This window comes from Rubellimicrobium mesophilum DSM 19309, assembly GCF_000600335.2.
Lineage (GTDB): Bacteria > Pseudomonadota > Alphaproteobacteria > Rhodobacterales > Rhodobacteraceae > Rubellimicrobium > Rubellimicrobium mesophilum.
Map to the genome: position 1 here is coordinate 1 of NZ_KK088610.1, position 21781 is coordinate 21781.

The window sequence follows — 21781 nt, forward strand, 5'->3', positions numbered from 1 at the left end:
CCCAGCCGCCGCGGGCCGAAGCCCGCCCCTCGCGCCCTGGCCGTGGCACGCCCGGCGCGACCCTCGGGCACGACGGACCGGCGCGGCGCCAACCCCGCGCCCCCGTAACGGCCCGAGACCCCTTTCACCCGCCCATTCCCCACCACCCACCCGGCCGGGGCCGATCGCCAGAGCCCCGGCCCATGCTCGCTCGTCCGGCCCCCGATTTCCGGGGCGAAGCGCGCCAGCGCCAGGGGCGGCACCCCTCTCCCAGCCCCTGGCCTCCCGCCTCGGGCCCACCGCCCCCTGCGGCCCTCCGCAGTGGCCAGGCCTTGACGCGAGGTCCGTCCACCGGCCGACGCCCGGCCCGGAACATCCCGCGAGGTCCGGGGTTCCACGGGACATCGCAACGCCCCGCACGGGGCCCCGGAACGAAGGCCCGCCATGACCCCTCAGGACGAGCAGCCCGACCTCGACCGCCTCCGGGCCCTTGAGACGACCGGGCTCCTCGCCGACCCGGCCCCGCCCGAGTTCGCCGCCATCTGCCAGACCGCGCGCGAGAGGTTCGGCGTCGCCATGGCCCTGGTCACGGTGGTCGGCGAGGACCGCCTCGTCGTCAAGGCCGCCGAGGGCACCGACCTGCGCGAGGCGCCCCGCCTCCACCAGTTCTGCGGCCACACCGTCGAGGGCGACGAGGTCCTCGTCGTCCCCGATGCCCGCGAGGACCCCCGCTTCGCCGCCAACCCGCTCGTGCGGGGGCGTCCCTTCGTCCGCTTCTACGCCGGCGCCCCTCTCCACTACGTGCGCCATGTCCGGCTGGGCGCGCTCTGCCTCCTCGACCCCCGCCCTCGGGACTTCCCGCCCGAGGACCGGGCCGAGCTGGAGCGCATGGCCGATTCCGTCGCCGCCGCCATCGTGGAGCGGGAGTTCGACCGCCTCGCGGCCTCGCTCGCCCACTAGCGCGGGTCGAACCCCAAGGCCCGCAGCGCCTCCAGCGTCTCCCGCGCGCTGCGGTGGGGCACGAAGACGCCGCCCGCCTCCTCCCAGAGGTGCCGGTAGGTGAGCGTGTCGTCCACCAGCACGTCCCCCGGCGCCTCCATGTGGTCGCGCTTGGCCCGCGCCATGGTCGTGATCATCCGGGCCTCCGGGAAGTGCTCGGCCGCCCAGCGCAGCTTCTGCGGCGCGGCCCAGGTTCCCTGCGGCGTCCCCGTCAGGATGATCGGGTGCAGATGCGCCACCGCGTCCCAGAGCTCGCGCGCGTCGTGCATCAGCGGCAGCCGAGCGAAGAAGTCCTCGTGCCCGGCGATCCGCCGCCAGAACTCCCGCCGCCCGTGTCGCGCCTCGAAGTCCCGGGGCAGCGCCCCCAGCACCTCGATCGCATAGGCGTCGAAGTCGGCGAGCACGCCGTCGCAGTCGAGGAAGAGGCGGGGCATCGGGCGGGCTCCAGACGTGACCGAGGCAGAGCTAAATCATTGAAATCGAATGTCCAGATCCCCATATGAGGCTCACACTCCACATGAGGAATCCGCCCATGGCCGCCCCCCGGAAACCGTCCCGGGCCCCCGCCCCCTTCGCCTGGCCCGTCCCGCCCGAGCTCGCCCAAAAACGTGATCTGATCGCCTCCGCCGGCGGCCGCTTCTGCGGCGTCACCTTCATCAGGAAGGACGGGACCGAGCGCCGGATGCAGGTCCAGCCCGCCGCCCTCCGCCTGCGCGAGAAGGGTCCCGCCGCCAGCGAACGCGCCCGGCGCGCCACCCTCACCCGGCAGGAGCGCCACCCGCATCTCCTGCCCGTCTGGGACGTCCGCGCCCGGGCGCCCCGCTCGATCAACCTCCGCACCGTCTCGCGCATCGCCGTGGACGGCTGCGTCCACCGCTTCGCGGCCTGACGGTCAGGCCGCTCCCCGCGCCCGGTCCCCGGTCTCCAGGTTCAGCCACGCCACCTCCTCGGGCGACAGCTCGACCTTCAGCGCGGGCAGCGAGGACGCGATCTCCCCCGGGCTCCGGGGCCCCACCAGCGCCAGCGACGGGAAGGGCTGCGCCAGCACCCAGGCCAGCGCCACCGCGTTCGCGCTGACGCCCCGCTCGCGGGCCAGTTCCTCCGCCCGCCGCCGCCTTTCGGCGTTCCGGTCGCTGCCGAAGCAGGTCTCGGGCCGCGTGTCCTCCGGCAGGCGGTTCCGCAGTTCCTCGGGCAGGAAATAACCCCTCGCCTGCGATGACCAGCTCAGGTGCACCACCTGCCGCTCCCGCAGGAACCCCAGCGTCCCCGGCTCGTTCGAGCTGATGCAACCCGCCCAGACCGGCTTCTCCATCACCGCGAGCGACAGGTTGTTGTTGAGGATCGCCGGCCCCACGAGGCCCTTCTGCGCCGCATAGTCCTGCGCCTCGGCCAGCCGCGAGACCTCCCAGTTCGACCCGCCCCAGATGCCGACCGTGCCCGCCTCGATCAGCCGGTTCACCGCATCCACGAACTCGCCCACCGGCACGTCCGGGTTGTCCCGGTGCATGATGTAGATCGGCACCCGGTCGAGCCCGAGCCGCCCCAGCGAGATCTCCAACTGCGCCCCGATGGCGCGCGGCGTGCAGTAGGGCGAATGCGCCCCCTTGGCGATCACGACGATCTTGTCCTCGACCCCGCGCGAGGCGATCCACTGGCCCAGCACCGCCTCGTGCTTGCCCCCGCCATAGACGAAGGCCGTGTCGAAGGCGTTGCCTCCCGCCTCCATCCAGGCGTCCCAGACCACCGCCCCCTCGGCCGGAGTGTCGCGGTTGTCGCAGCCGATCACGAGCCGGCTCATCGGCAGCGTCACCCCCGGGATGCGGACCTTCGCGATCTCCGGCAGCCCCTTCGGCAGCACGCGCGGGAGGAGCCGCACCACCCCCGGCCTCCTCCGCGAAGGTCGTGGCGCCCATCTCGGCCCGCCACTTGTCGAGCACCGCCGCGTTGCCCCGGCTCTCCGCCGGGCTCATGGCCGGGAACGGCGCCTCCTTCGCGCCCTCCGCGATGGCCCGGCTCGCCACCTCCGCCTCATAGGCGAAGAGGTGGCGCGGGTCCCGGATCCACTCCTCCGTGGCCTCCCCGCCCTTCGTGATCCGGATCACCGCATCCGACGGCCCCGCGTTGCGCCCCGGCACCCAGGGGTTCGGGAGCGTGATCGTCCCCTCCGTCCCCTCGACGACGACCGTGTTCTCCATCGCCCGCCGCGTCGCGCAGGCCACCTCCGCCGTGATCCCGCCCGGGAAGGTCAGCAGCGCGAAGGCCACCTCGTCCACGCGGGTTTGCCCGAGCACGCCCGAGCCCTTCACCGTCTCCGGCTCCGCGAACGGCCTTCCAGACGCCGCCCCCGCGATCAGCCGCGCCGCCGACACCGGATAGCCGCCTACGTCGAGGATGCCGCCTCCCGCGAGCGACCTGTCGAACAGCCGCGACGCCGGATTGAACTTCGCCTCGAACCCAAAGGTCGCGCGGATGTGCCGAACCTCGCCGATAGCTCCGTCGCGGATCAGCTCCACCAGCCGCGCGACCTGCGGATGGCAGCGATACATGAAGCCCTCCATCAGGAAGACCCCCTCCTGCTGCGCCGCCTCGGTCACCGCCACGACCTCGGCGAGGTTCAGGCCCATCGGCTTCTCGACCACTACCGCCTTCCCCGCCCGGATGGCGAGCAGCGCGTATTCCGCGTGCCAAGGGTGAGGCGTCGCGACGTAGACCGCGTCCACCTCCGGGCTCTCCACCATCGCCTCGTAGGTGTCGAAGCGCATCCCGGCCCCGATCCCGTAGCGGTCCCCGAACTCCGCCCGCCGCTCCGCGCTGCGGCTCGCGATGGCCCGAAGGCGGCCCGAGGTCGCCTCCTTCAGCCCATCCGCGAAGTTCTGGGCAATGCTCCCTGGGCCGATGATGCCCCACCTGACCTGTTCCATGATCCTCACTCCGCGTTCAGTTCCAGTTGGACCGGCGCGAACCGGTCCGTCGTCAGCTGCACCCGCACCGGCCCCGTGCCGCCCATCGCCCGCAGCCAGAACCCCGTGGTCCCGCCCGCCAGATACGCCGTCCCCGGCCCGATCAGCCGCGCGGGCCCCTCCACCTCGATCCGTACCGCGTCCTGCAGGAAGGGCAGCACGTTCCCCGCCTGATCCAGAGCCCGCACGATCACCCGCACCTCGTCCCGCGACCCGGCATTGAGCGTCAAAGCATCCGGCGCGACCTCCAGCGTCGTCGGCAGCGGATCGGCCACATAGCGCCGCCGCGCCACCTCCTCGCCGCCGAGGTAGCCCACGATCTCGCAGTCCTCCCAGCTCATCCCCCAGAGCCCCATCTCACCCGCCGAGAAATGCCGATGGTCGATGACGACCGGCGCATGCGGCAGGTGCGGGAACCTCTCCCGGTCCGGCCCCACCCGCTTCCGAAGACCGTCGCCATAGCGCAACTCCACCTCGTCACAGTTGGTCAGCACCACCAGCGGCAGCACGCCCCCGATGTTCCGCTCCCCCCGCGCGTAGAAGGTGACGGGCTGCAGCACGACCCGCTCCGCCGGATCGCGCTGGCTCGCATAGGCATGGGCCGCGAACTTGGGCTCCCGGAAGATCGTCGCGACCCCGTGGTGGCAGATGCGGTCGCCCGACCCGAAGTCCTTGTGCGTGTTGTAATCGAAGAAGCACCAGCCGATGGCGCCCGCGATCTCCGAGTCCCCGAAGGCGGCGTTCAGCACCTCCAGATGCCGGATCGCGTGTTCGGCCTGCCGCTGCTCCTGGTCCCAGGCCTTGGTCGGGAACATGTGCCCGTTGTACTCGGTTATGAGGTAGGGGACCGGCCGCGGCAGCCCCGTCGTCTCGCGCCGGCTCCGCAGCGCCGTCCGGGGCCGGTTCGACAGCGGGTTCTCGAAGTCCCCCAGGATGAAGTCGTTGAGCGTGTAGACATCCTCCAGCAGCTCGCTCTCGGTGATGAACCGCACGCCCCCGGTCTGGCGGGTCGCGTCCAGCTCATGCGCGACCCGGTTGGTCTCCAGGTAGAAGTCATGGTCGTCCTGGCTCTCGTTGATCCGCACGCCCCAGAGGACGATGGAGGGATGGTTCCAGTCCCGCTCGACCATGCGCCGGACGTTCAGCACCGACTCGGCCTTCCACTCGACCCCGCCGATGTGCTGCCAGCCGGGGATCTCCTCGAAGACCAGCAGTCCGATCTCGTCGCAGCGGTTCAGGAAGTCCCTGGACTGCGGATAATGCGAGGTCCGCACGGTGTTGCAGCCCAGGTCCCATTTCAGGATCTCCGCGTCCCGCTCCTGCGAGCGTCGGCCCTGCGCGTAGCCCGAATAGGGAAAGCTCTGGTGCCGGTTCAGCCCCATAAGCTTCAAGGGCTCGCCGTTGAGCCGGAACCCCTCCGGCGTGAACCGCGCCTCGCGAAAGCCGAAGCGCGTCGCCAGCCGGTCTTCGCCGGCCTCGGAGGTCAGCGTCAGTTCCAGCGTGTGGAGCGCCGGGTCCTGAGGCCGCCAGAGCCGCAGCCCCTCCAACCCGTCGAAGGCCACCCGCGCCTCTCCGCCGCTGGCTTCCACCTCCGCCCGCGCGACCTCCTCGCCGTCAGGCCCGACGATCCGCGCCGCGATCCGCGCCCCCTGCCCCTCGCCCCCAAGCCACACCCGGGCCCGAACGGCCTTCCGCTCCGCCAGCGGCTCCAGCGTCTCGATCTTGACGATCCTGATCCAGAGCGGCGCCGTCACCCGCAAGGAGACCTCGCGGTAGATCCCCGCATAGGTCAGGTAGTCGATCTGCCCGCCGAAGGGCGGGATCTCCGGGTTCTCCGACCCGTCGATCCGCACGGTCACGAGGTTGTCGCCCCGCCGCAGGTGCCCCGTCAGCCGCGCCTCGAAGGGCGTGTAGCCATCCCGGTGCCGCACGACCTCCTGCCCATTGACCCAGACGACGGCGTCCGCCATCGCCCCCTCGAACGCCAGCGCGACCTCCTGCCCCTCGAAGCGGTCCTCCCACGCGATCACCCGCTGATAGGTGAAAGGCCGCTGATAGCTGGTCTCGTCGAAGTAGCTCATCGGCAGCTCGACCGCCGTATGGGGCAACTCCACCGCTTGCCCCTGAAGCGGGGCCGCGATCCAGGCGGGATCGAAGCCCTCCGCGAAGGTCCAGGAATCGTTGCAGGGCGTGTCGGAGCGCATGGGAAGTCCTTCCGGGAAGTCCGGTTCGTGAAGATGGAAGATCAGGCCAGCCGCAGGCCGTCGGGATCGAAGAGGTAGGCCCGCCCGGCCGGGATCGAGACCGCCACGCGCCCCCCCGCCTGCGCGCTCCTCGCCGCACCTGCCTGCACCACGACCGGCTCCCCGGCCTTGGTGTTGGCGTAGAGGTAGCTCGTGGCCCCCAGATGCTCGGCCACGTCCACGACGAGGGCCAAGTCGCAGTCCCCCTGTCCCGCCGCCTCGAAATGCTCGGGGCGGATGCCCAGCACGGCCTTCTGCCCCGCTGCAAGGCCCCGGCCCACGGGCAGCGCGATCTCCACCCCGCCCTGCCCGGTCAGCCGCACCCGCCCGCCGCCCAGCGACTCCGCCGCCAGGAAGTTCATCCGGGGCGAGCCGATGAACCCCGCGACGAACTGGTTCACCGGGTCGTCGTAGAGGTCCAGTGGCCGCCCGACCTGCTCCACCCGCCCGGCCCGCAGCACGACGATCCTGTCGGCCAGCGTCATCGCCTCGGTCTGGTCGTGGGTCACGTAGACCATGGTGGTCCCGAGCTCGCCGTGCAGCCGCGCGATCTCCACCCGCATCTGCACCCGCAGCTCGGCGTCGAGGTTCGACAGCGGCTCGTCGAAGAGGAACACCTCCGGCTCCCTCACGATGGCCCGCCCGATGGCGACCCGCTGCCTCTGTCCGCCCGAGAGCGCCTTGGGCCGGCGATCAAGAAGGGGCCCGATCTGCAGGATGCGCGCCGCCTCCGCGACCCGCCTCTCCGTATCCGCCGTGGGGTTGCCGTTCATCCGCAGCCCGAAGGACAGGTTCTGCCCCACCGTCATGTGCGGATAAAGCGCGTAGCTCTGGAACACCATCGCGGTCCCCCGGTCTGCCGGCTCCACGTCGTTCACCACGCGCCCGCCGATGGCGATCTCGCCCGCCGTCACGTCCTCGAGCCCCGCGATCATCCGCAGGAGCGTGGACTTCCCGCAGCCCGACGGCCCCACGAAGACCACGAACTCCCCGTCGCCCACGTCGAGGTCCACCCCGTGGATCGTCTGGAGCGGGCCGAACGCCTTCCGCACGCCCCTCAGCGTCACGCCTGCCATGTTGACCTCATTTGACCGCGCCCGCCGTAATGCCCGACATGAAGAAGCGCTGGAGGAAGATGAAGACCACGATCATCGGCAGCGTCAGCAGCACCGCCCCCGTCATGATCGCGGCCCAGGAGACCCGCGTGAACCCGATCAGCGTGCCCAGCGCCACGGGCGCCGTCATCATCGTCGGGTCCGACGCGATCAGCAGCGGCCAGAGGTAGTTGTTCCAGCTCGCCAGGAACAGGATGATCGCCAGCGCCGCCAGCGTCGGCTTCGCCATCGGCAGCGCCACGCGGGTGAAGATCTGCCATTCCTTCACCCCCTCGACCTGCGCCGCATCGAAGAGCTCGCCCGGCATCATCGAGAAGGCCTGCCGCATGAACAGCACGCCCAGGCTGTTGAACAGCGGCGGCACGATCAGCGCGAACCAGGTGCTCTGCAGGCCCATGTCGCGCGCCACCATGATGAACTGCGGGATCACCACCACGAAGTAGGGCAGCGTCAGCGTCCCGAAGATCAGCGCCGTCACCAGCCACCGCCCCCGGAAGCGGTAGCGCACCAGCGCCCACCCCGCCATCGAGGTCAGCAGGATCGACAGCCCCGTCGTGACCAGCGCCACGACGACCGACACGAACAGCGTCCGCAGGAACCCCGTCTCGGCCTGCAGCTCCTGGAAGTTGGCCCAGAACTGGCCCTTGGGCAGAAGCTCGATGTCGGGCGAGAAGATGCCGTTCTCCGGCATCGTCGAGAACACCAGCATCATCCACAGCGGCAGGAGCCAGATCAGCGCCAGCGGTCCCAGCACCGCATGGAGCCCCACCTGCCGCCAGAACCGGCGCGAGGACCTCGAGGTCATGCCCGTTCCCTCCCCAGCCAGAGGTTGAGGAGCGAGATCACCACCGCCAGCGCGGCGATGGTGTAGGCCACCGCCGAGGCATAGCCGAAGTTCAGCACCGTGAAGCCCTGCCGGTAGAGGAACAGCCCCAGCGTCTCGGTCGCGCCGCCGGGCCCGCCCCGGTTGGTGATGAGGAACGGCTCGGTGAAGAGCTGCATGGTCCCGATCACCGACAACACCACGCAGAACAGGATCACCGGGCGCAGGAGCGGCAGCGTGATGAACAGGAACTGCCGGAGCGGCGTGACACGGTCCAACGTCGCCGCCTCGTAGACGTCGTCCGGGATCGACTGCAGCCCCGACAGGATGATGATCGCGTTGTAGCCCGCCCATCGCCAGGTCACCGCCATGATGATGAGCGCCATCGCCGCCGTGGGATTGGAGAACCAGTCCACCGAGGGCAGCCCCGCCGCCTCCAGCACCTTGTTCACGATCCCCCGGTCGGCGGTGAACATCAGCCGGAACACGGCGGCATAGGCCACCTCGCCCACCACGACGGGGGCGAAGAAGGCGAAGCGCATCAGCCCCCGCGCCCGCAGCAGCGAGGAGTTAAGGAGCACTGCCAGCACCGTCGCCAGTGCGATCATGATCGGCACCTGTACGACCAGGATCAGCAGCGTGTTCTTGAGCGCGTTGACGAAGGCCGGATCCACGGCCAGCCGCCCCCAGGTCATCGCCGGGCGAAAGGTCCAAGGCAACTGCCGGGTCGCGAGGAAGGACAGCCAGAACGAATACACGATCGGCCAGACCCAGAAGACCGCGAAGATCAGCAGGTAGGGCGCCAGGAAGCCATAGGCCGTGCCGGTTCTGCGACGCATCGGAAGACTCTCGGAGACGAGGGTCCGGGCCGCGCGGCGAAGGCGCGGCCCGGAAAGCCAGTTACTGCGCAGCCGCGACCGGCAGGCCCGTGACCACCTCGATCTGGCTCGCCGCGTCGTCCAGCGCCGCCTGCGCGCTGTCGTAGCCGCCGTTCAGGTATTGGCTCTGAACCGTGCGGACGATGGCGTCGGCGTCGCCGAAGAAGGGCGTGCCCCGGCTCGGGTTGATCGCCGGCAGCGTCTGCAGGATCGTCTGCCACACGGTCTGCCCGCCCCAGAAGGGCTGCGCCTCCTGCACGTAGGGGTCGTCCACCGCGCTCAGCAGCGACGGCACGAGGCCATAGGCCTTGAGCATCGTCACCTGCCCCTCGTTGGTCGCCAGCGCATACTTGAGGAAGGCATAGGCCGCCTCGGGCGCGTCCGAGGTCGAGGAGATCGCCAGCGCCGAGCCCCCCAGGTTCGCGGCGTGCGCCCCATCGGCGGTCAGCGACGGCATCGCGTAGACGCCCCACTTGCCCTGCTGGTCCTCGGGCGAGGTGGAGCGGATCGTCCCCCTCGTACCAGCCACCATACATCTGCGAGGCCACGGTGCCGGCGTTGTTCGACTGGATCTTCTCGTCCCAGTTCGCGGCCGTCATCAGGCCCGCGTCATGGATCTTCTTGATGGTGTCCAAGGCCGCCACGCAGCCCGGCCCGTTCACGGTCACGCTCTGCGCGTCGTTCGAGAAGTAGCCGCAGCCCTGCTCGTTGGCGATCATGCGGAACCATTCGGTGTCGCCGTTGAGGTCGGCCTGCGTCATCACCACGTCGGGGTTCGCCTCCTGCACCTTCTGGCCGGCGGCGATGAAGTCGTCCCAGGTCTGGATCGTGGCCGGGTCCACGCCCGCCTTCTCGTAGTAGTCGCGCCGGTAGAACACCGCGACCGGGCCCGAGTCCCAGGGCATCGCGTAGGCCACGCCGTTCGGCTCCAGCTCGGTCCGCTTGAAGTCCGGGAAGAGCTGCGCCGTGGCGTCGTCGTAGCCCAGCCCGTGCAGGTCCGCGAAGCAGTCGGGGAACTGCGACCAGAAGATCTCGGACTCGTGGTTCTCCACGGTCACGATGTCCGGCAGGTCCGCCCCGCCGGCGGCGCAGGACGCGAGCATCCGGTCGAAGACCTGCCCGTTGCCGAGGTCCTCCACGGTGACGGTCACGCCGGGGTTCTGGGCCATGAAGCCCTTGGCGACCTCCTCCAGCGAGGAGGCGGCGACGTTCCAGCTCCAGATCGAGACCTCGCCCGAAAGGTCCTGGGCCTGGGCGAGTCCGGCGGCGAAGGCGAAGCCGAGCGCCAGCGGCGCGGTGGCGGTGCGCATGGATAGTCCTCCCATTGTGTGTTGCCCGCTTCCGGGGCCTTCCCGTAACCTGAGGCCAGGACGGGGCCGCGTCTCGGCCAATCCAAAGGCGGACTGCGCGAAAGGTAAGATGGACGGAAAGCGCTACTGGGACCCCAAGGCCAGCCGGGTCGAGAGGGTCCCCAACGAGATCGTGGTGAGCTGCGAGCAGCCCGGCATCATGGCCGCGCCGCACTGGCACGCCCAGGCCGAGGTCAACTTCGTCTTCCGCGGCGGCCTCGAATACGAGATGCACGGCCACCGCGTCCGGCTGGAGGCCGGGGCCGTGGCGCTCTTCTGGGGCGGCCTGCCCCACCGCGTCACCGACACGCGCGAGGACACCTACTTCCACGCGATTCACCTGCCGCTCTTCCACTTCTTCCGGCTGCGCCTCGCGGACGACCTGCAGCAGCGCCTCATGCGCGGGGCGACGCTGCTCGCCACCGAGCCCCAGCCCGACGACGCCCCGCCTTCACCCGGCGCGCCCGCTACCTGACCTCGCCGGCACCCCGCCTCGTCCGCCACGGCATCGACGAGCTGCTCCTCCGCCTCGAACGCATCGGCCTGGAGCCCCACGAGGTGCTGGAGCCCGCCGAGGCCAGCCCCGGCACCCAGGCCGAGCAGGCGAGCTTCCAGGGCATCCGCCGCATCTGCGGCTTCATCGCCGAGAACTTCCGCGAGGACATCGACTGCGTGGACATCGCCGTCTCGGCCGACATCCACCCCAAATACGCCATGAGCGTCTTCAAGCGCTCCACGGGGATGTCGCTGGGCGAATACGTGAGCCTGATGCGCGTGTCCTACGCCCAGGCGCTGCTGATGCGCGACGACGCGAGCATCCTTCAGGTCGCCATGGACAGCGGCTTCGGCTCGGTCTCCGCCTTCAACAAGTGCTTCCGCAAGAAGGCCGGGATGACGCCTTCGGAGTTCAAGCGCGAGCACCGCGCCGCGCCCCCGCCCCTCCACGCCTGAGGGGGCGTCAGCCCTTCACGCCATAGGCCGCGAGGAACATCGTCACCGCCGCCTCGGCATTCGCCTCGACCGCGTCCGGGCTGGGCGGCTCCGGCGCCTTGCCGAACAGCCGCTTCCGCCAGAGTCCCGCGTTCGCCAGCTCCAGGAACTGGTAGGCCGCGAGCTCCGGGTCCGGCAGGCTCAGCCGCCCCGCCGCCACCTCCCTCTCGAAGAGGGCGCGCAGCCCGTCCTTCGCGCGCCCCGCCCCCGGTCGAAGAAGCGCTTGCCGAGGTCCGGCATCCGCTCGGCCGTGGCGATGACGATGCGCTGGGCCCGGATCACGTCGTCCGAGCAGATGGCCTCGGTCGCGCGCCTGGCATAGACCCGCAGCTTCTCCTCCAGTGGCCGGTCGCCCTGGAGGAACTGGTCGGCGTCGAAGAACAGCCGCTCCCGCTCCTCGGCGATCAGGCTGATGAACAGCTCCTCCTTGTTGGCGAAGTAGACGTAGAGCGTCCCCTTCGACACGCCGGCTGCCCGTCGGATGTCGTCCATGCTGGCGGCGTCGTAGCCCTGCTCCATGAACACCTGCCGCGCGCCCTGCAGGATCTGCTCGCGCTTGCGCGGGTCCTCGCCCGCCGCGTGCCGGCGACGGAGGTCCTCGCAGTCGGTCGGAAGGTCTGCAACCATCGGCTCGCCTTCGGGGTTCTCGGAAGGTCTGGAGGTCATGGGCGTCTTTCGTGTCATGACACCCATATAATCGAACCTGGCGGTTCGATGAACCCTTGATCGACGCGACGTGATGCGCTATCTGCAGATCGAACTGAACGGTTCGGTCAGTAGAGTGACCTCCGTTCCTCCCCGATGATCCGCCGCCCGACGCGGCGCAGCCGCCAGGACCTTCTCCGATGTCCCGACCCGAACGCCTGAGCCAAGCTTCCGTGCTGGACGCCCAACCGCTCCGCCCGACCCCGGTCGAGGTTCCCTTGGCCCGCGAGACCCAGCCCGAGGCGCCCGCCCCCGTGCAGGCCGCCCCGGCGCCCGAGGCTCCGACGAAGTCCGGCCGCAAGAAGCTCGTCTTGGGCCTTGTCGCCCTGGCCGCGCTCGGCGCCGCCGGCTGGAAGGGCGAGCAGTACTGGACCGAGGGCCGCTTCCTGGTGGAGACCGACGACGCCTATGTCCAGGCCGACATCACCCTCATCTCCAGCCGTGTGCAGGGCTACGTGGATCAGGTTCTCGTGTCGGACAACGACCACGTGAAGGCCGGCGACGTCCTCGTCCGCCTCGACGCGGGCGACTACGAGATCGCGCTCCAGACGGCCCAAAGCCGCGTCGCCACCGCCGACCAGACCCTCGCCCGCATCGACGCCCAGACCGAGGCTGCCCGCGCCGCCGTGACCCAGGCCCAGGCCGGGCTCGACGCCGCCGAGGCGCAGCTCGACAACGCCCGGCGGAACGTGGAGCGGACGCGCTCGCTGGCCGAGCAGGGCAACGTCCCGCAGGCCCAGCTCGACCAGGCCGAGGAAGCGTTCTCGACCGCCACCGCCGGCCTCGCCCAGGCCCGGGCCGCCGTCGCGAGCGCCGAGGCGCAGGTGGACGTCCTCACCGCCCAGCGCGCCGAATCCGAAGGCCAGAAGCACGAGCTGGAGCTCGCCGTCGCCCAGGCCCAGCGCAACCTGGACCTGACCGTCCTTCGCGCCCCCGCCGACGGGACCGTCGCGAACCTCGCGCTGGAGCAGGGCGACCTCGTCCAGCCCGGCGCCCGCCTCGCGGCCCTGGTCCCCGACGACAGCCTCTACATCGAGGCCAACTACAAGGAGACGCAGATGGCCGACGTCGCCCCCGGCGCGACCGTCCACCTGAGCTTCGACGCCCTCCCCGGCCAGGAGTTCGAGGGCACCGTCGCCTCCACGGCCCCCGCCACCGGCGCGGTCTTCTCCTTGCTGCCCGCCGACAACGCCACCGGCAACTTCACCAAGGTCGTCCAGCGCGTCCCCGTCCGCATCGAGATCCCCGAGGAGGCGCTCGACACCGGCGCCCTCCGCGCCGGCCTCTCCGCCACCGTCGCCGTGGACCGCCGCACGCTGCCCGAGGGAGCCGCGACGGTCACCGCCGCCGCGGAGTGACCTTTCGCCCATCCGCCGTCACGGAGTGACGCCATGTCCACCGCTGCCCTGCCCGCGCGGCCCGCCCCGGCCGCGCCGCCCGCCTTTGCCGAACCGGAGCTGACCCCACGCCGCGTCGTGGCCTTCCTGGTCATGGTCTTCGGCATGTTCATGGCGATCCTCGACATCCAGATCGTCTCGGCCTCGCTGCCCGAGATCCAGGCGGGCCTCGGCGCCTCCTCGGACGAGATCTCCTGGGTCCAGACCAGCTACCTCATCGCCGAGGTGGTGATGATCCCGCTCTCGGGCTTCCTCGCGCGGATGATGTCCACGCGGCTCCTCTTCACGCTGGCGGCGGCGGGCTTCACCGCGGCGAGCTTCCTCTGCGCCACCTCCGGCTCGATCAGCGAGATGATCCTCTGGCGCGGCATCCAGGGCTTCGTCGGCGGCGGCATGATCCCCTCGGTCTTCGCCGCCGCCTTCACGATCTTCCCGGCCAGCAAGCGCAGCATCGTCTCGCCCATGGTGGGCCTCGTGGCGACGCTCGCGCCGACCGTGGGCCCGACGCTCGGCGGCTATCTCAGCAGCAACCTGTCCTGGCACTGGCTGTTCCTCGTGAACGTCATTCCCGGCATCGCCGTCACCATCGGCGCCTGGATGCTGATCGACTTCGACAAGCCCAACTGGAAGCTCCTCGGCAAGTTCGACTGGTGGGGCCTCCTGGCGCTCGCGGCCTTCCTGGGCGGGCTCGAATACGTCCTCGAGGAAGGCCCCTCGAACGACTGGCTCGCCGACCGCGCCGTCGCGATCACCGCCCTGGTGATGGTCCTGGGCTGCGTCACGACCTTCTGGCGCGCCTTCACCCGGGACGAGCCCCTCGTGGACTTCTCGGCCTTCGGCAACGCCAACTTCGCCGTGGGCTCCGTGTTCAGCTTCGTCATGGGCATCGGCCTCTACGGCCTGACCTACCTCTATCCGCTCTACCTCGGCTCGATCCGGGGCTACGACAGCCTGATGATCGGCGAGACGGTGTTCGTCTCGGGCCTCGCGATGTTCGCCTCGGCGCCGCTCGCCGGGATCCTGTCGAGCAAGCTCGACCTCCGGGTCATGCTGCTCCTGGGCTTCCTGGGCTTCGCCTCCTCCACCTGGATGCTCACCGGCCTCACCGCCGACTGGGACTTCCACGAGCTCCTCTGGCCGCAGGTCCTGCGGGGCCTCTCGCTGATGATCTGCATGGTGCCGATCAACAACCTCGCGCTGGGCACCCTCTCGCCCGCCAAGATCAAGGGCGCCTCGGGCCTCTACAACCTGATGCGGAACCTCGGCGGCGCCGTGGGCCTCGCGCTCATCAACACGATCCTCTCGGACCGCCGCGACCTCCACTACGAGCGCCTGGCCGAGTCCGTGAACTGGGCCAACCCCGAGGCCGTGCGTCAGCTCGACATGATGGCCGCGAACCTCCAGGCTCAGGGGATCGACGGGCAGGCCGGCGCGCTCGCCCAGATGGCGCGGCGGCTCCACGGCCAGGCGGCGGTGATGTCCTTCATCGACATCTTCCTGCTGATCTCCGTGCTCTTCGCGGGCCTCGCCGCGGCCGCGCTCCTGATGAGGAAGCCCGCCGCCCCCGCCGGGGCCGCCGCGCACTGAGGCTCGGCTTTCCCCGCGCGACGTTAACCGGATCTTAACCCCGCTCGGGCATCCTGAGCCTGCCGCGAATCGGGGGACGCCACCCCCGAAAGGCTGCGGGCCCCCGCCAGGCCCCTGCCGACGGAGGGGCGGGGGGCGCCCACGGGAACCCTCCCCCCGAGCCAGCGCCCTCGCCCCTCCACTCGCGGTGCCATCCGCCGCGCCGCCCCGGCCCTCGGTGACCGCTCGCGGCCCCGACCTGTCATGCGCGCGCCACACTCCCGACCGGAGTAGCGGGAGACCGCTGCCTTCGAGGCTCTACAGACGGGCCGGACTTGTGCTTTCCTGGGCGGCAAGGCTACTCAGCCGGGAAGAACCATCAAGGAACGAGGGGCGGAGGCCCCCGCCAGAGGCACGGCCCCGTCCACCCGCGCGGCCGCAGGGCATAGCTAGCGAAGGCAAAGCATGGACAGGCTCCCGTCGTTTTCCGTCCTTCTCCTCGTCTCCGCCCTGGGCCTGTCGGGCTGCGGCCTGACCTACGTGAGCCCGCTGGTGCGGGACGAGGCCGACGACGGGGTCGCGGTTGTGGACATGACGGGGGAGAGCGTGCCCCTGGCCAACCGCGCGCCCTACGCCCCCCGCGAGCTGCCGGATGCCTTCGCCCAGGTCGCCGGCGGCGGCAGCCCGCGCGGCTTGGGCGCCCTTCCCGACGAGCCCGACTTCCCCGACCTCGAGCCCGGGGAGCTCGAGTTGCGCGTCCCGCCGCCGGCCACCCCCGGCCCCTACCGGATCGGCGTGGGCGACGTGATCCAGCTCGCCACCCGCGCCACGCCGACCGAGACCCTCGACTCGGTCGTCACCGGCGAGGTCGCGGGCCAGGAGGTCCGGCAGGACTACACCGTGCGCGACGACGGCACGGTGTCGGTGCCCCAGGTCGGAGCGGTCCAGGTCGGCGGCCTCACCGTCGAGGACGCCGAGCAGCGGCTCTTCGAGCAGTTCATCGAGGCCGGGCTCGACCCGAACTTCAGCCTGGAGATCTCCGGGTTCAACTCGCAGACCATCACCGTGGGCGGCGCGGTGGGCACGCCCACGGCGCTTCCGGTGACGCTGAACCTGCCCAGCCTCGACGAGGCGCTCACGGCGGCGGGCGGCGTCCAGGGCACGACGCCCGAATACGCCTCGATCCGCATCTACCGCGACGGCACGCTCTACCAGATTCCCTATGAATCCTATCGGCAGCGGGGCGACCTCCGTGGGGTCCAGCTGCTGCCCGGGGACGCGGTCTTCGTGGACACCAGCTACGATCTGGAGCGGGCGCAGGACTACTACGCCCAGCAGATCCAGGCCGCGGGCCTGAGCCGTCAGGCCCGAACCGCCGCCCTGACCGAGCTCTCGACCGAGATCGGCCTGCGCCGCGCCGCCCTGGAGGAGGCACGCGACGTCTTCCGCGCCCGCGCCGAGCTGGGAGAGGAGACGCGCGACTACGTCTACCTCGCGGGCGAGGTGGCCACGCAGGGGCGCTACCCGCTGCCCTATGGCCGGCGCGCCACGCTGGCGGACGCCCTCTACGACAGCGGCGGCGGCTTCGACACCGAGACGGGCAACCCGTCGCAGATCTACGTCCTGCGCGCCTCGGCCGATCCCGCCACGACCGAGCCGGTCACGGCCTGGCACCTCGATGCCCGCAACGCCGCCAACCTCATCCTGGCCACCCAGTTCGAGATGCGGCCCAACGACATCGTCTTCATCGAGGAGCAGCCCATTACCCGCTGGAATCGGGCCTTCCAGCAGTTCTTCCCGTCGCTGATCTCCACGGCCCAATCCGCCGTCGAGTAACCGGCCCCTCGCCCGGCAGGCTCCGAGGCCCGCACCGGATCGGGGGCCCGGTGCCCCCGAAGGCTAGCCGACCTGAGCCATCGGCTCGCCGACCAGGACCAGCCCCGGAGCCCCCCCGCAGGTCCGGAGCGCGAAGCGGCCACGCTCCGCCGAGGCACGCCGAAAGCCCCCACGCGCATCGGTGCCTCGGGCTTGGGGGAGAGCTCCGTCCGACGCCTCTTGCAGCACCCGATTCGCCGAGATGGCCTCAGGAGCCCTCAAAGCTCGGAGTGGCAGATGATGCGAAAGCGTCAGGAACGCACCGCTGTTCGACCTCTGATGACTCGGCCCGGCCCAGCCCCTTGCCAGCGCCTTGGCTAAGCCAGCCTGCACAACCAAGCCGTTCGGCTCTACGCTCACTCTCGTCGGCGTTGGGACAACCCATCCAATCTCCGGCTGAGGCGATGCTCTCTTGAGGCTTCCACCTCAGACTGCGCCATATCAACTGACGAAAATACATCAGCCTCGGTTGCCGCGTCCCAAGAAGTTTGATCTAGGTCAAACGGCCCGGCCCCGGGCTGCCCCAGAGATGTCCGCGCCGCAGCGGAGAGCTTCGTGAAGATACGCCACAATCGATTTGCCGAACCCCGGACCGAGCCTCCGCCAGGGCGCGGCAGAGCGGTTGCCCAGCCCCAAGCGCCGACTCGGGCGAGGGGCCTCGCCGGTCTCCCCACCATCGAAAGGAACCCCGTCCCGTGAAAATCGCGCTTGACCCCTTCATGCACCGCCATCTCTCGCTGGAGGCTTTGCCGGCCAAGGTGCGGGAGCTGGGCTACGACTGGATCGAGCTCTCGCCCCGGGGGGACTTCCTGGAGTGGTTCAAGGCGCCGCGGGTGTTCCCCGAGCGGGTGCGCGGCTTCAAGGCGGCGCTTTCGGGCGAGGGCGTGCGCATCGCCTCGCTCCTGCCGATGTACCGCTGGGCCAGCCCCGACGAGGCCGAGCGGCAGGCGGCGGTGCGGCACTGGAAGCGCGCCATCGAGATCGCCGTCGAGCTCGAGGTGGACACCATGAACTCCGAGTTCGGGCGGGGGCCGCACCCGGACAAGGGGGGCTGCTACTGCTGCCATACGGGGAGCATGATCGAGGCCTGCGAGGACGCCTGGTGGCGCTCGATGGAGGAGCTCGTGCCCCTCCTCGAGCGCGAGGGGGTCTCCCTCCACGTCGAGCCGCACCCCGAGGACTGGTGCGAGACCCTGCAGCCGGCGCTCGACCTCATCCGCACGGTGAACAGCCCGCGCGTGCGCTTCCTCTACTGCGCCCCCCACACCTTCTACTTCGGCGACGACACGGCGGCGATGCTGCGCGAGGCCCGCGACGTCCTCGCCCACGTCCACGTGGGCGACACCTTCAACCACAAGGCGTCGTCCGGCCTGCGCTACATCCTCAACCCACCCGGCACGAGCGCCCGCGTGCACCAGCACCTCGACATCGGCCAGGGCGAGGTGCCCTGGGACGCCTTCTTCGGCACGCTGCACGAGATCGGCTTCGACGGCATCATGACCGCCTGCGTCTTCGCCTGGGAGGACCGCGCCGACGCCTCGGGCCGCTTCATGCGCCAGGAGATGCAGAAGTACATCGACACGTATTGGAAGGGACAGAACCAATGACTCTCAACATCGGCGTCATCGGCACCGGGGCCATCGGCCGCGACCACATCCGGCGCATCACCAACACCCTCTCGGGCGCCCGCGTGACGGCCGTCACCGACGTCCAGCCCAAGGCGGCCGAGGAGACCATCGCGACCTACGGCCTCGACGCCCGCGCGCTCGCCACCGGGCAGGAGGTCATCGCCTCCCGCGACGTGGACGCCGTGCTCGTGACCTCCTGGGGGCCGACGCACGAGGAGTTCGTGCTGGCCTCCCTCGCCGCCGGCAAGCCGGTCTTCTGCGAGAAGCCGCTCGCAACCACCGCCCAAGGCGCGCTCAACATCGTCAAGGCCGAGACCGCGCTGAACCACCGCCTGGTGCAGGTCGGCTTCATGCGCCGCTACGACGCGGGCTACCGGGCGCTCAAGTCGGTGATCGACTCCGGCCAGATCGGCGCCCCGCTCATCGTCCACTGCGCCCACCGCAACCCGGACGTGCCCGAGCGCTACACCACCGACATGGCGATCAACGACACGGTGATCCACGAGCTCGACGTGCTGCGCTGGCTGCTCGACGACGACTACGTGTCCGCGCAGGTCGTCTACCCGCGCCGGTCCAGGCACGCCTTCGCGCATCTCGCCGACCCGCAGATCGTTCTCCTTGAGACCGCCAAGGGCGCGCGGATCGACGTGGAGGTCTTCGTGAACTGCCAGTACGGCTACGACATCCAGTGCGAGGTCGTGGGCGAGGCCGGCACCGCCCGGCTTCCCGAGCCCATGGCCGTGCCGCTCCGCGTCGGCGCCCAGCGCGTCTCGGCGATCCTGACCGACTGGAAGGAACGCTTCATCGCCAGCTACGACGTGGAGCTTCAGGACTTCATCGACGCCGCCAGCGAAGGCACCGCCGCCGGCCCCTCCTCCTGGGACGGCCTCGCCGCCGCCGTCTCGGCCGACGCCTGCGTCGCCGCGCAAGGCAAGCCCGGCGCCATCGTCCCCATCACCCTGCCGGAACGTCCGGCCCTCTACGTCTGAAAGGTCCCGACATGACCCGTTACGCCCTGAACCACATCACCACCCCCAAGCTGAGCCTGCAGGACTTCCTCGCCCTGGCGAAGTCGCTGGGCCTGTCCGAGGTCGAGATCCGCAACGACCTGCCCGACGTGGTGGACACCGTGCCGCCGCAGGAGGTGAAGGCCGCCGCCCAGGCCGCCGGCCTCACCATCGTCTCCATCAACGCGCTCTACCCGTTCAACGTCTGGTCGGCCGACCTGCCCGCGCGGGCCGAGAGGATGGCCGACTACGCCGCCGCCTGCGGGGCCCAAGGCGCTGGTCATGTGCCCGCTGAACGACGGCACGCCCGTCGCCTTCGACGACCTCGTGGCGGCGCTCAAGGCCATGAAGCCGATCCTCGACGCGCGCGGCCTCACCGGGCTGGTGGAGCCGCTGGGCTTCCCCGTCTCCTCGCTCCGCACCAAGGCCGAGGCCATCCGCGCCATCGAGGCGGCGGGCGGCCAGGGCACCTACAAGCTCGTGCACGACACCTTCCACCACCACCTCGCGGGCGAGACGGAGTTCTTCCCCGAATGGACCGGCCTCGTCCACATCTCGGGCGTGACCGATCCCTCCGTCGCGGTCGCGGATATGCTCGACGCGCATCGCGTGCTGGTGGACGGGGCCGACCGGCTCGGGAACCTCGCCCAGATCCGCGCGCTCCTCGACGCGGGCTACGAGGGTCCCTTCAGCTTCGAGCCCTTCGCGACCGAGGTGCACGACCTCGCCGACCCGACCCAGGCCCTGCGCGACAGCATCGGCGTCATCGAGGGCGGCCTGCGGCGGCTCGCGGCCTGACCACGGCACGGCCGGGGGCCCTGCCTCCGGCCAACCACTCCCCTTCAGCGGACTTCTCCCATGATCCTCTACGGCACCAACCCCATCGCCTGGTCGAACGACGACGACCAGATCCTCGGCGCGGACATCACCCTTGACCAATGCCTGAGCGAGGCCGCCCGGATCGGCTTCGACGGCATCGAGAAGGGCCACAAGATGCCCAACGAGCCCGCCGCCCTGAAATCCACCCTCGGCGCGCACGGCCTCCGCTTCGTCGGCGGCTGGTATTCGACCAACCTGCTGATCCGCTCCGTCGAGAAGGAGAAGCAGGCGGCCCAGGCCCATATCGACCTCCTGAAGGGCGCGGGCGCCAGCGTCTTCATCGCCTGCGAAACCTCCAACTGCATCCACGGCCAGGACGGCACGCCGCTGGACGAGAGCCCCGTCCTGCCCAAGAACCGTTGGGCCGAGTTCGGCGCCGGCATCGAGGCGCTGGCCGAGTTCACCGCCGCGCAGGGCCTGCCCCTCGTCTATCATCACCACATGGGCACCATCGTGGAGACCGAGGAGGAGATCGACGCCTTCATGGCGGCGGTCGGCCCGGCGACGAAGCTCCTGCTCGACACCGGCCATGCCTGGTTCGGCGGCACCGACCCCGTGGCGCTCGCCCACCGCTACATGGGCCGCGTGGGCCACATCCACTGCAAGAACGTCCGTCCCGCGATCATGGAGCGGGTCCGGAAGGAGCGGCTCTCCTTCCTCCAGGGCGTCCGCGCGGGCGTGTTCACCGTCCCGGGCGACGCCGAGGGCGGCGTGGACTTCGCGCCCGTCCTGAAGGTCGCGGCCGAGCACGGCTACCAGGGCTGGCTCGTCATCGAGGCCGAGCAGGATCCGGCGCAACGGCAGCCCTTCCAGTACCAGTCCATGGGCCTCGGCGCCCTCCGGTCCATGGCACGCGAGGCCGGCCTCGATCGGGCGCTGGCACCGGCCTGAGCCGCCGACGCGCGGGCCCACGAGGCTTCCCCGCCGGGGCGAGGACCGCCCCGGCCGATGCTCCTGCAGGCACCCACCCTGGTCAGGCAAGGCCGGCGCGCCGTCCCCCAGCGTTCAGGCCGAAGGACGCCGACGATGCGGGAGTCGCCAGGCCATCGCGCATCCCGGCATTCACGATAGGGCTGGCCGTCTCGGAACCGGTTGACGCAAGGATCAGATTCGCTCCACTTCGCTTGTGGCCTAGTGCGCCAGAACAGGTGACGATGTTGACGAGGGACCCGGTCCGGCACTCGGACGCCCTGACCAGACCGTTCGCGGTGCTGCTCCCCCTGTTGCGGCATCTCCGCCGGCTACCCCTCGTCCTTCGGATCGCTGCCGCCGTGGCTCTCGTGGCCGCCACGGTCGCCGTCGAGACCCTGGTTCCCGCCCTCGCCCGCTATCCGCTCCTGGCCTTCGTCCCCGCCTCGATCATGGCGGGCCCCCCCCCCGGGCGGGGG

19 protein-coding genes and 3 pseudogenes are annotated in these 21781 nt (G+C 70.5%); 12 read left to right on the forward strand and 10 right to left on the reverse strand.

Translation table 11 applies throughout. The annotated features are described in order from the left end of the window. Positions 1 to 423 precede the first annotated feature (423 nt). The gene (locus RUMESO_RS19730; RefSeq protein ID WP_051521528.1) at positions 424 to 939 is read left to right on the forward strand and encodes a GAF domain-containing protein; all 516 of its coding nucleotides are present in this window, start codon (positions 424 to 426) and stop codon (positions 937 to 939) included. Here RUMESO_RS19730 and RUMESO_RS19735 read toward each other — a convergent pair. Continuing rightward, a complete protein-coding gene (locus tag RUMESO_RS19735; RefSeq protein WP_037282794.1) occupies positions 936 to 1412 on the reverse strand; it encodes an HAD family hydrolase in 477 nt (158 codons plus the stop codon). The genes RUMESO_RS19730 and RUMESO_RS19735 overlap by 4 nt on opposite strands. A 98-nt stretch (positions 1413 to 1510) precedes the next feature. Between RUMESO_RS19735 and RUMESO_RS25395 the strand changes: the two genes are divergently transcribed. Beyond that, positions 1511 to 1867 carry a hypothetical protein gene (locus RUMESO_RS25395; RefSeq protein WP_037282796.1) on the forward strand — a complete coding sequence of 119 codons (357 nt, stop codon included), beginning with the start codon at positions 1511 to 1513 and terminating at the stop codon, positions 1865 to 1867. A 3-nt stretch (positions 1868 to 1870) separates the two neighbouring features. Here the strand turns inward: RUMESO_RS25395 and RUMESO_RS27485 are convergent, their stop codons facing one another. The 8 genes and pseudogenes from RUMESO_RS27485 to RUMESO_RS28695 all read right to left on the reverse strand — a co-directional run. After that, positions 1871 to 2857, reverse strand: a complete 987-nt coding sequence (locus RUMESO_RS27485; protein ID WP_281177587.1) for an aldo/keto reductase — start codon at positions 2855 to 2857, stop codon at positions 1871 to 1873. 334 nt (positions 2858 to 3191) lie between these two features. Next, a pseudogene (locus RUMESO_RS28690) lies at positions 3192 to 3899 on the reverse strand (Gfo/Idh/MocA family protein); the annotation flags it as partial. Positions 3900 to 3904: 5 nt separating this feature from the next. Continuing rightward, positions 3905 to 6142: a glycoside hydrolase family 2 protein gene (locus RUMESO_RS19750; protein ID WP_037282799.1), complete on the reverse strand. Its 2238-nt coding sequence runs from the start codon at positions 6140 to 6142 to the stop codon at positions 3905 to 3907. A 41-nt stretch (positions 6143 to 6183) separates the two neighbouring features. Then, entirely contained in the window at positions 6184 to 7257 is a 1074-nt protein-coding gene (locus RUMESO_RS19755) for an ABC transporter ATP-binding protein (RefSeq protein WP_037282801.1), read from the reverse strand. A 7-nt stretch (positions 7258 to 7264) separates the two neighbouring features. Continuing rightward, entirely contained in the window at positions 7265 to 8101 is an 837-nt protein-coding gene (locus RUMESO_RS19760) for a carbohydrate ABC transporter permease (protein ID WP_037282803.1), read from the reverse strand. Continuing rightward, positions 8098 to 8958, reverse strand: a complete 861-nt coding sequence (locus tag RUMESO_RS19765; protein WP_037282806.1) for a carbohydrate ABC transporter permease — start codon at positions 8956 to 8958, stop codon at positions 8098 to 8100. The genes RUMESO_RS19760 and RUMESO_RS19765 overlap by 4 nt, the downstream gene beginning before the upstream one ends. A 61-nt stretch (positions 8959 to 9019) precedes the next feature. Further along, positions 9020 to 9526 carry an extracellular solute-binding protein gene (locus RUMESO_RS26560; RefSeq protein ID WP_211262938.1) on the reverse strand — a complete coding sequence of 169 codons (507 nt, stop codon included), beginning with the start codon at positions 9524 to 9526 and terminating at the stop codon, positions 9020 to 9022. Positions 9527 to 9575: 49 nt separating this feature from the next. Then, positions 9576 to 10322, reverse strand: a pseudogene (locus tag RUMESO_RS28695) (extracellular solute-binding protein); the annotation flags it as partial. 94 nt (positions 10323 to 10416) lie between these two features. Here RUMESO_RS28695 and RUMESO_RS26570 point away from each other — a divergent pair. After that, complete coding sequence (locus RUMESO_RS26570) at positions 10417 to 10821, forward strand: cupin domain-containing protein (protein WP_211262939.1); 405 nt, start codon at positions 10417 to 10419, stop codon at positions 10819 to 10821. Between the two features lie 83 nt (positions 10822 to 10904). Continuing rightward, a complete protein-coding gene (locus RUMESO_RS26575) occupies positions 10905 to 11297 on the forward strand; it encodes a helix-turn-helix domain-containing protein (protein ID WP_211262940.1) in 393 nt (130 codons plus the stop codon). A gap of 7 nt (positions 11298 to 11304) precedes the next feature. Here the strand turns inward: RUMESO_RS26575 and RUMESO_RS19780 are convergent. Continuing rightward, a pseudogene (locus tag RUMESO_RS19780) lies at positions 11305 to 12029 on the reverse strand (TetR/AcrR family transcriptional regulator). 152 nt (positions 12030 to 12181) lie between these two features. On the opposite strand from RUMESO_RS19780, the gene RUMESO_RS19785 reads away from it, so the two are divergent. The 8 genes from RUMESO_RS19785 to RUMESO_RS19820 all read left to right on the forward strand — a co-directional run. After that, positions 12182 to 13399, forward strand: a complete 1218-nt coding sequence (locus RUMESO_RS19785; protein ID WP_169791210.1) for an HlyD family secretion protein — start codon at positions 12182 to 12184, stop codon at positions 13397 to 13399. A 33-nt stretch (positions 13400 to 13432) separates the two neighbouring features. Beyond that, entirely contained in the window at positions 13433 to 15025 is a 1593-nt protein-coding gene (locus RUMESO_RS19790) for a DHA2 family efflux MFS transporter permease subunit (RefSeq protein ID WP_037282808.1), read from the forward strand. Positions 15026 to 15469: 444 nt separating this feature from the next. After that, positions 15470 to 16840 (forward strand): polysaccharide biosynthesis/export family protein, encoded by a 1371-nt coding sequence (locus tag RUMESO_RS19795; protein ID WP_211262941.1) that lies wholly within the window; start codon positions 15470 to 15472, stop codon positions 16838 to 16840. A gap of 734 nt (positions 16841 to 17574) precedes the next feature. Continuing rightward, positions 17575 to 18486, forward strand: coding sequence for a sugar phosphate isomerase/epimerase family protein (locus RUMESO_RS19800; protein WP_037282810.1), 912 nt, complete (start codon positions 17575 to 17577; stop codon positions 18484 to 18486). After that, positions 18483 to 19496, forward strand: a complete 1014-nt coding sequence (locus RUMESO_RS19805) for a Gfo/Idh/MocA family oxidoreductase (RefSeq protein WP_037282813.1) — start codon at positions 18483 to 18485, stop codon at positions 19494 to 19496. The genes RUMESO_RS19800 and RUMESO_RS19805 overlap by 4 nt, the downstream gene beginning before the upstream one ends. 300 nt (positions 19497 to 19796) lie before the next feature. Beyond that, positions 19797 to 20312, forward strand: coding sequence for a TIM barrel protein (locus RUMESO_RS27510; protein WP_245639351.1), 516 nt, complete (start codon positions 19797 to 19799; stop codon positions 20310 to 20312). Between the two features lie 60 nt (positions 20313 to 20372). Further along, positions 20373 to 21284: a myo-inosose-2 dehydratase gene (gene iolE, locus RUMESO_RS19815; protein ID WP_037282816.1), complete on the forward strand. Its 912-nt coding sequence runs from the start codon at positions 20373 to 20375 to the stop codon at positions 21282 to 21284. A gap of 263 nt (positions 21285 to 21547) precedes the next feature. Beyond that, positions 21548 to 21781, forward strand: a 234-nt coding sequence (locus tag RUMESO_RS19820; protein ID WP_037282819.1) for a hypothetical protein, incomplete at its 3' end; no start/stop codon positions are given.

Bases quoted from the DNA above. Each gene is read 5' to 3' on its own strand.
- RUMESO_RS19730 (WP_051521528.1), top strand. From the start codon at position 424: ATGACCCCTCAGGACGAGCAGCCCGACCTCGACCGCCTCCGGGCCCTT.
- RUMESO_RS19735 (WP_037282794.1), bottom strand. From the start codon at position 1,412: ATGCCCCGCCTCTTCCTCGACTGCGACGGCGTGCTCGCCGACTTCGAC.
- RUMESO_RS25395 (WP_037282796.1), top strand. From the start codon at position 1,511: ATGGCCGCCCCCCGGAAACCGTCCCGGGCCCCCGCCCCCTTCGCCTGG.
- RUMESO_RS19750 (WP_037282799.1), bottom strand. From the start codon at position 6,142: ATGCGCTCCGACACGCCCTGCAACGATTCCTGGACCTTCGCGGAGGGC.
- RUMESO_RS19755 (WP_037282801.1), bottom strand. From the start codon at position 7,257: ATGGCAGGCGTGACGCTGAGGGGCGTGCGGAAGGCGTTCGGCCCGCTC.
- RUMESO_RS19760 (WP_037282803.1), bottom strand. From the start codon at position 8,101: ATGACCTCGAGGTCCTCGCGCCGGTTCTGGCGGCAGGTGGGGCTCCAT.
- RUMESO_RS19765 (WP_037282806.1), bottom strand. From the start codon at position 8,958: ATGCGTCGCAGAACCGGCACGGCCTATGGCTTCCTGGCGCCCTACCTG.
- RUMESO_RS26570 (WP_211262939.1), top strand. From the start codon at position 10,417: ATGGACGGAAAGCGCTACTGGGACCCCAAGGCCAGCCGGGTCGAGAGG.
- RUMESO_RS19785 (WP_169791210.1), top strand. From the start codon at position 12,182: ATGTCCCGACCCGAACGCCTGAGCCAAGCTTCCGTGCTGGACGCCCAA.
- RUMESO_RS19790 (WP_037282808.1), top strand. From the start codon at position 13,433: ATGTCCACCGCTGCCCTGCCCGCGCGGCCCGCCCCGGCCGCGCCGCCC.
- RUMESO_RS19795 (WP_211262941.1), top strand. From the start codon at position 15,470: ATGGACAGGCTCCCGTCGTTTTCCGTCCTTCTCCTCGTCTCCGCCCTG.
- RUMESO_RS19805 (WP_037282813.1), top strand. From the start codon at position 18,483: ATGACTCTCAACATCGGCGTCATCGGCACCGGGGCCATCGGCCGCGAC.
- RUMESO_RS27510 (WP_245639351.1), top strand. From the start codon at position 19,797: ATGTGCCCGCTGAACGACGGCACGCCCGTCGCCTTCGACGACCTCGTG.
- iolE (WP_037282816.1), top strand. From the start codon at position 20,373: ATGATCCTCTACGGCACCAACCCCATCGCCTGGTCGAACGACGACGAC.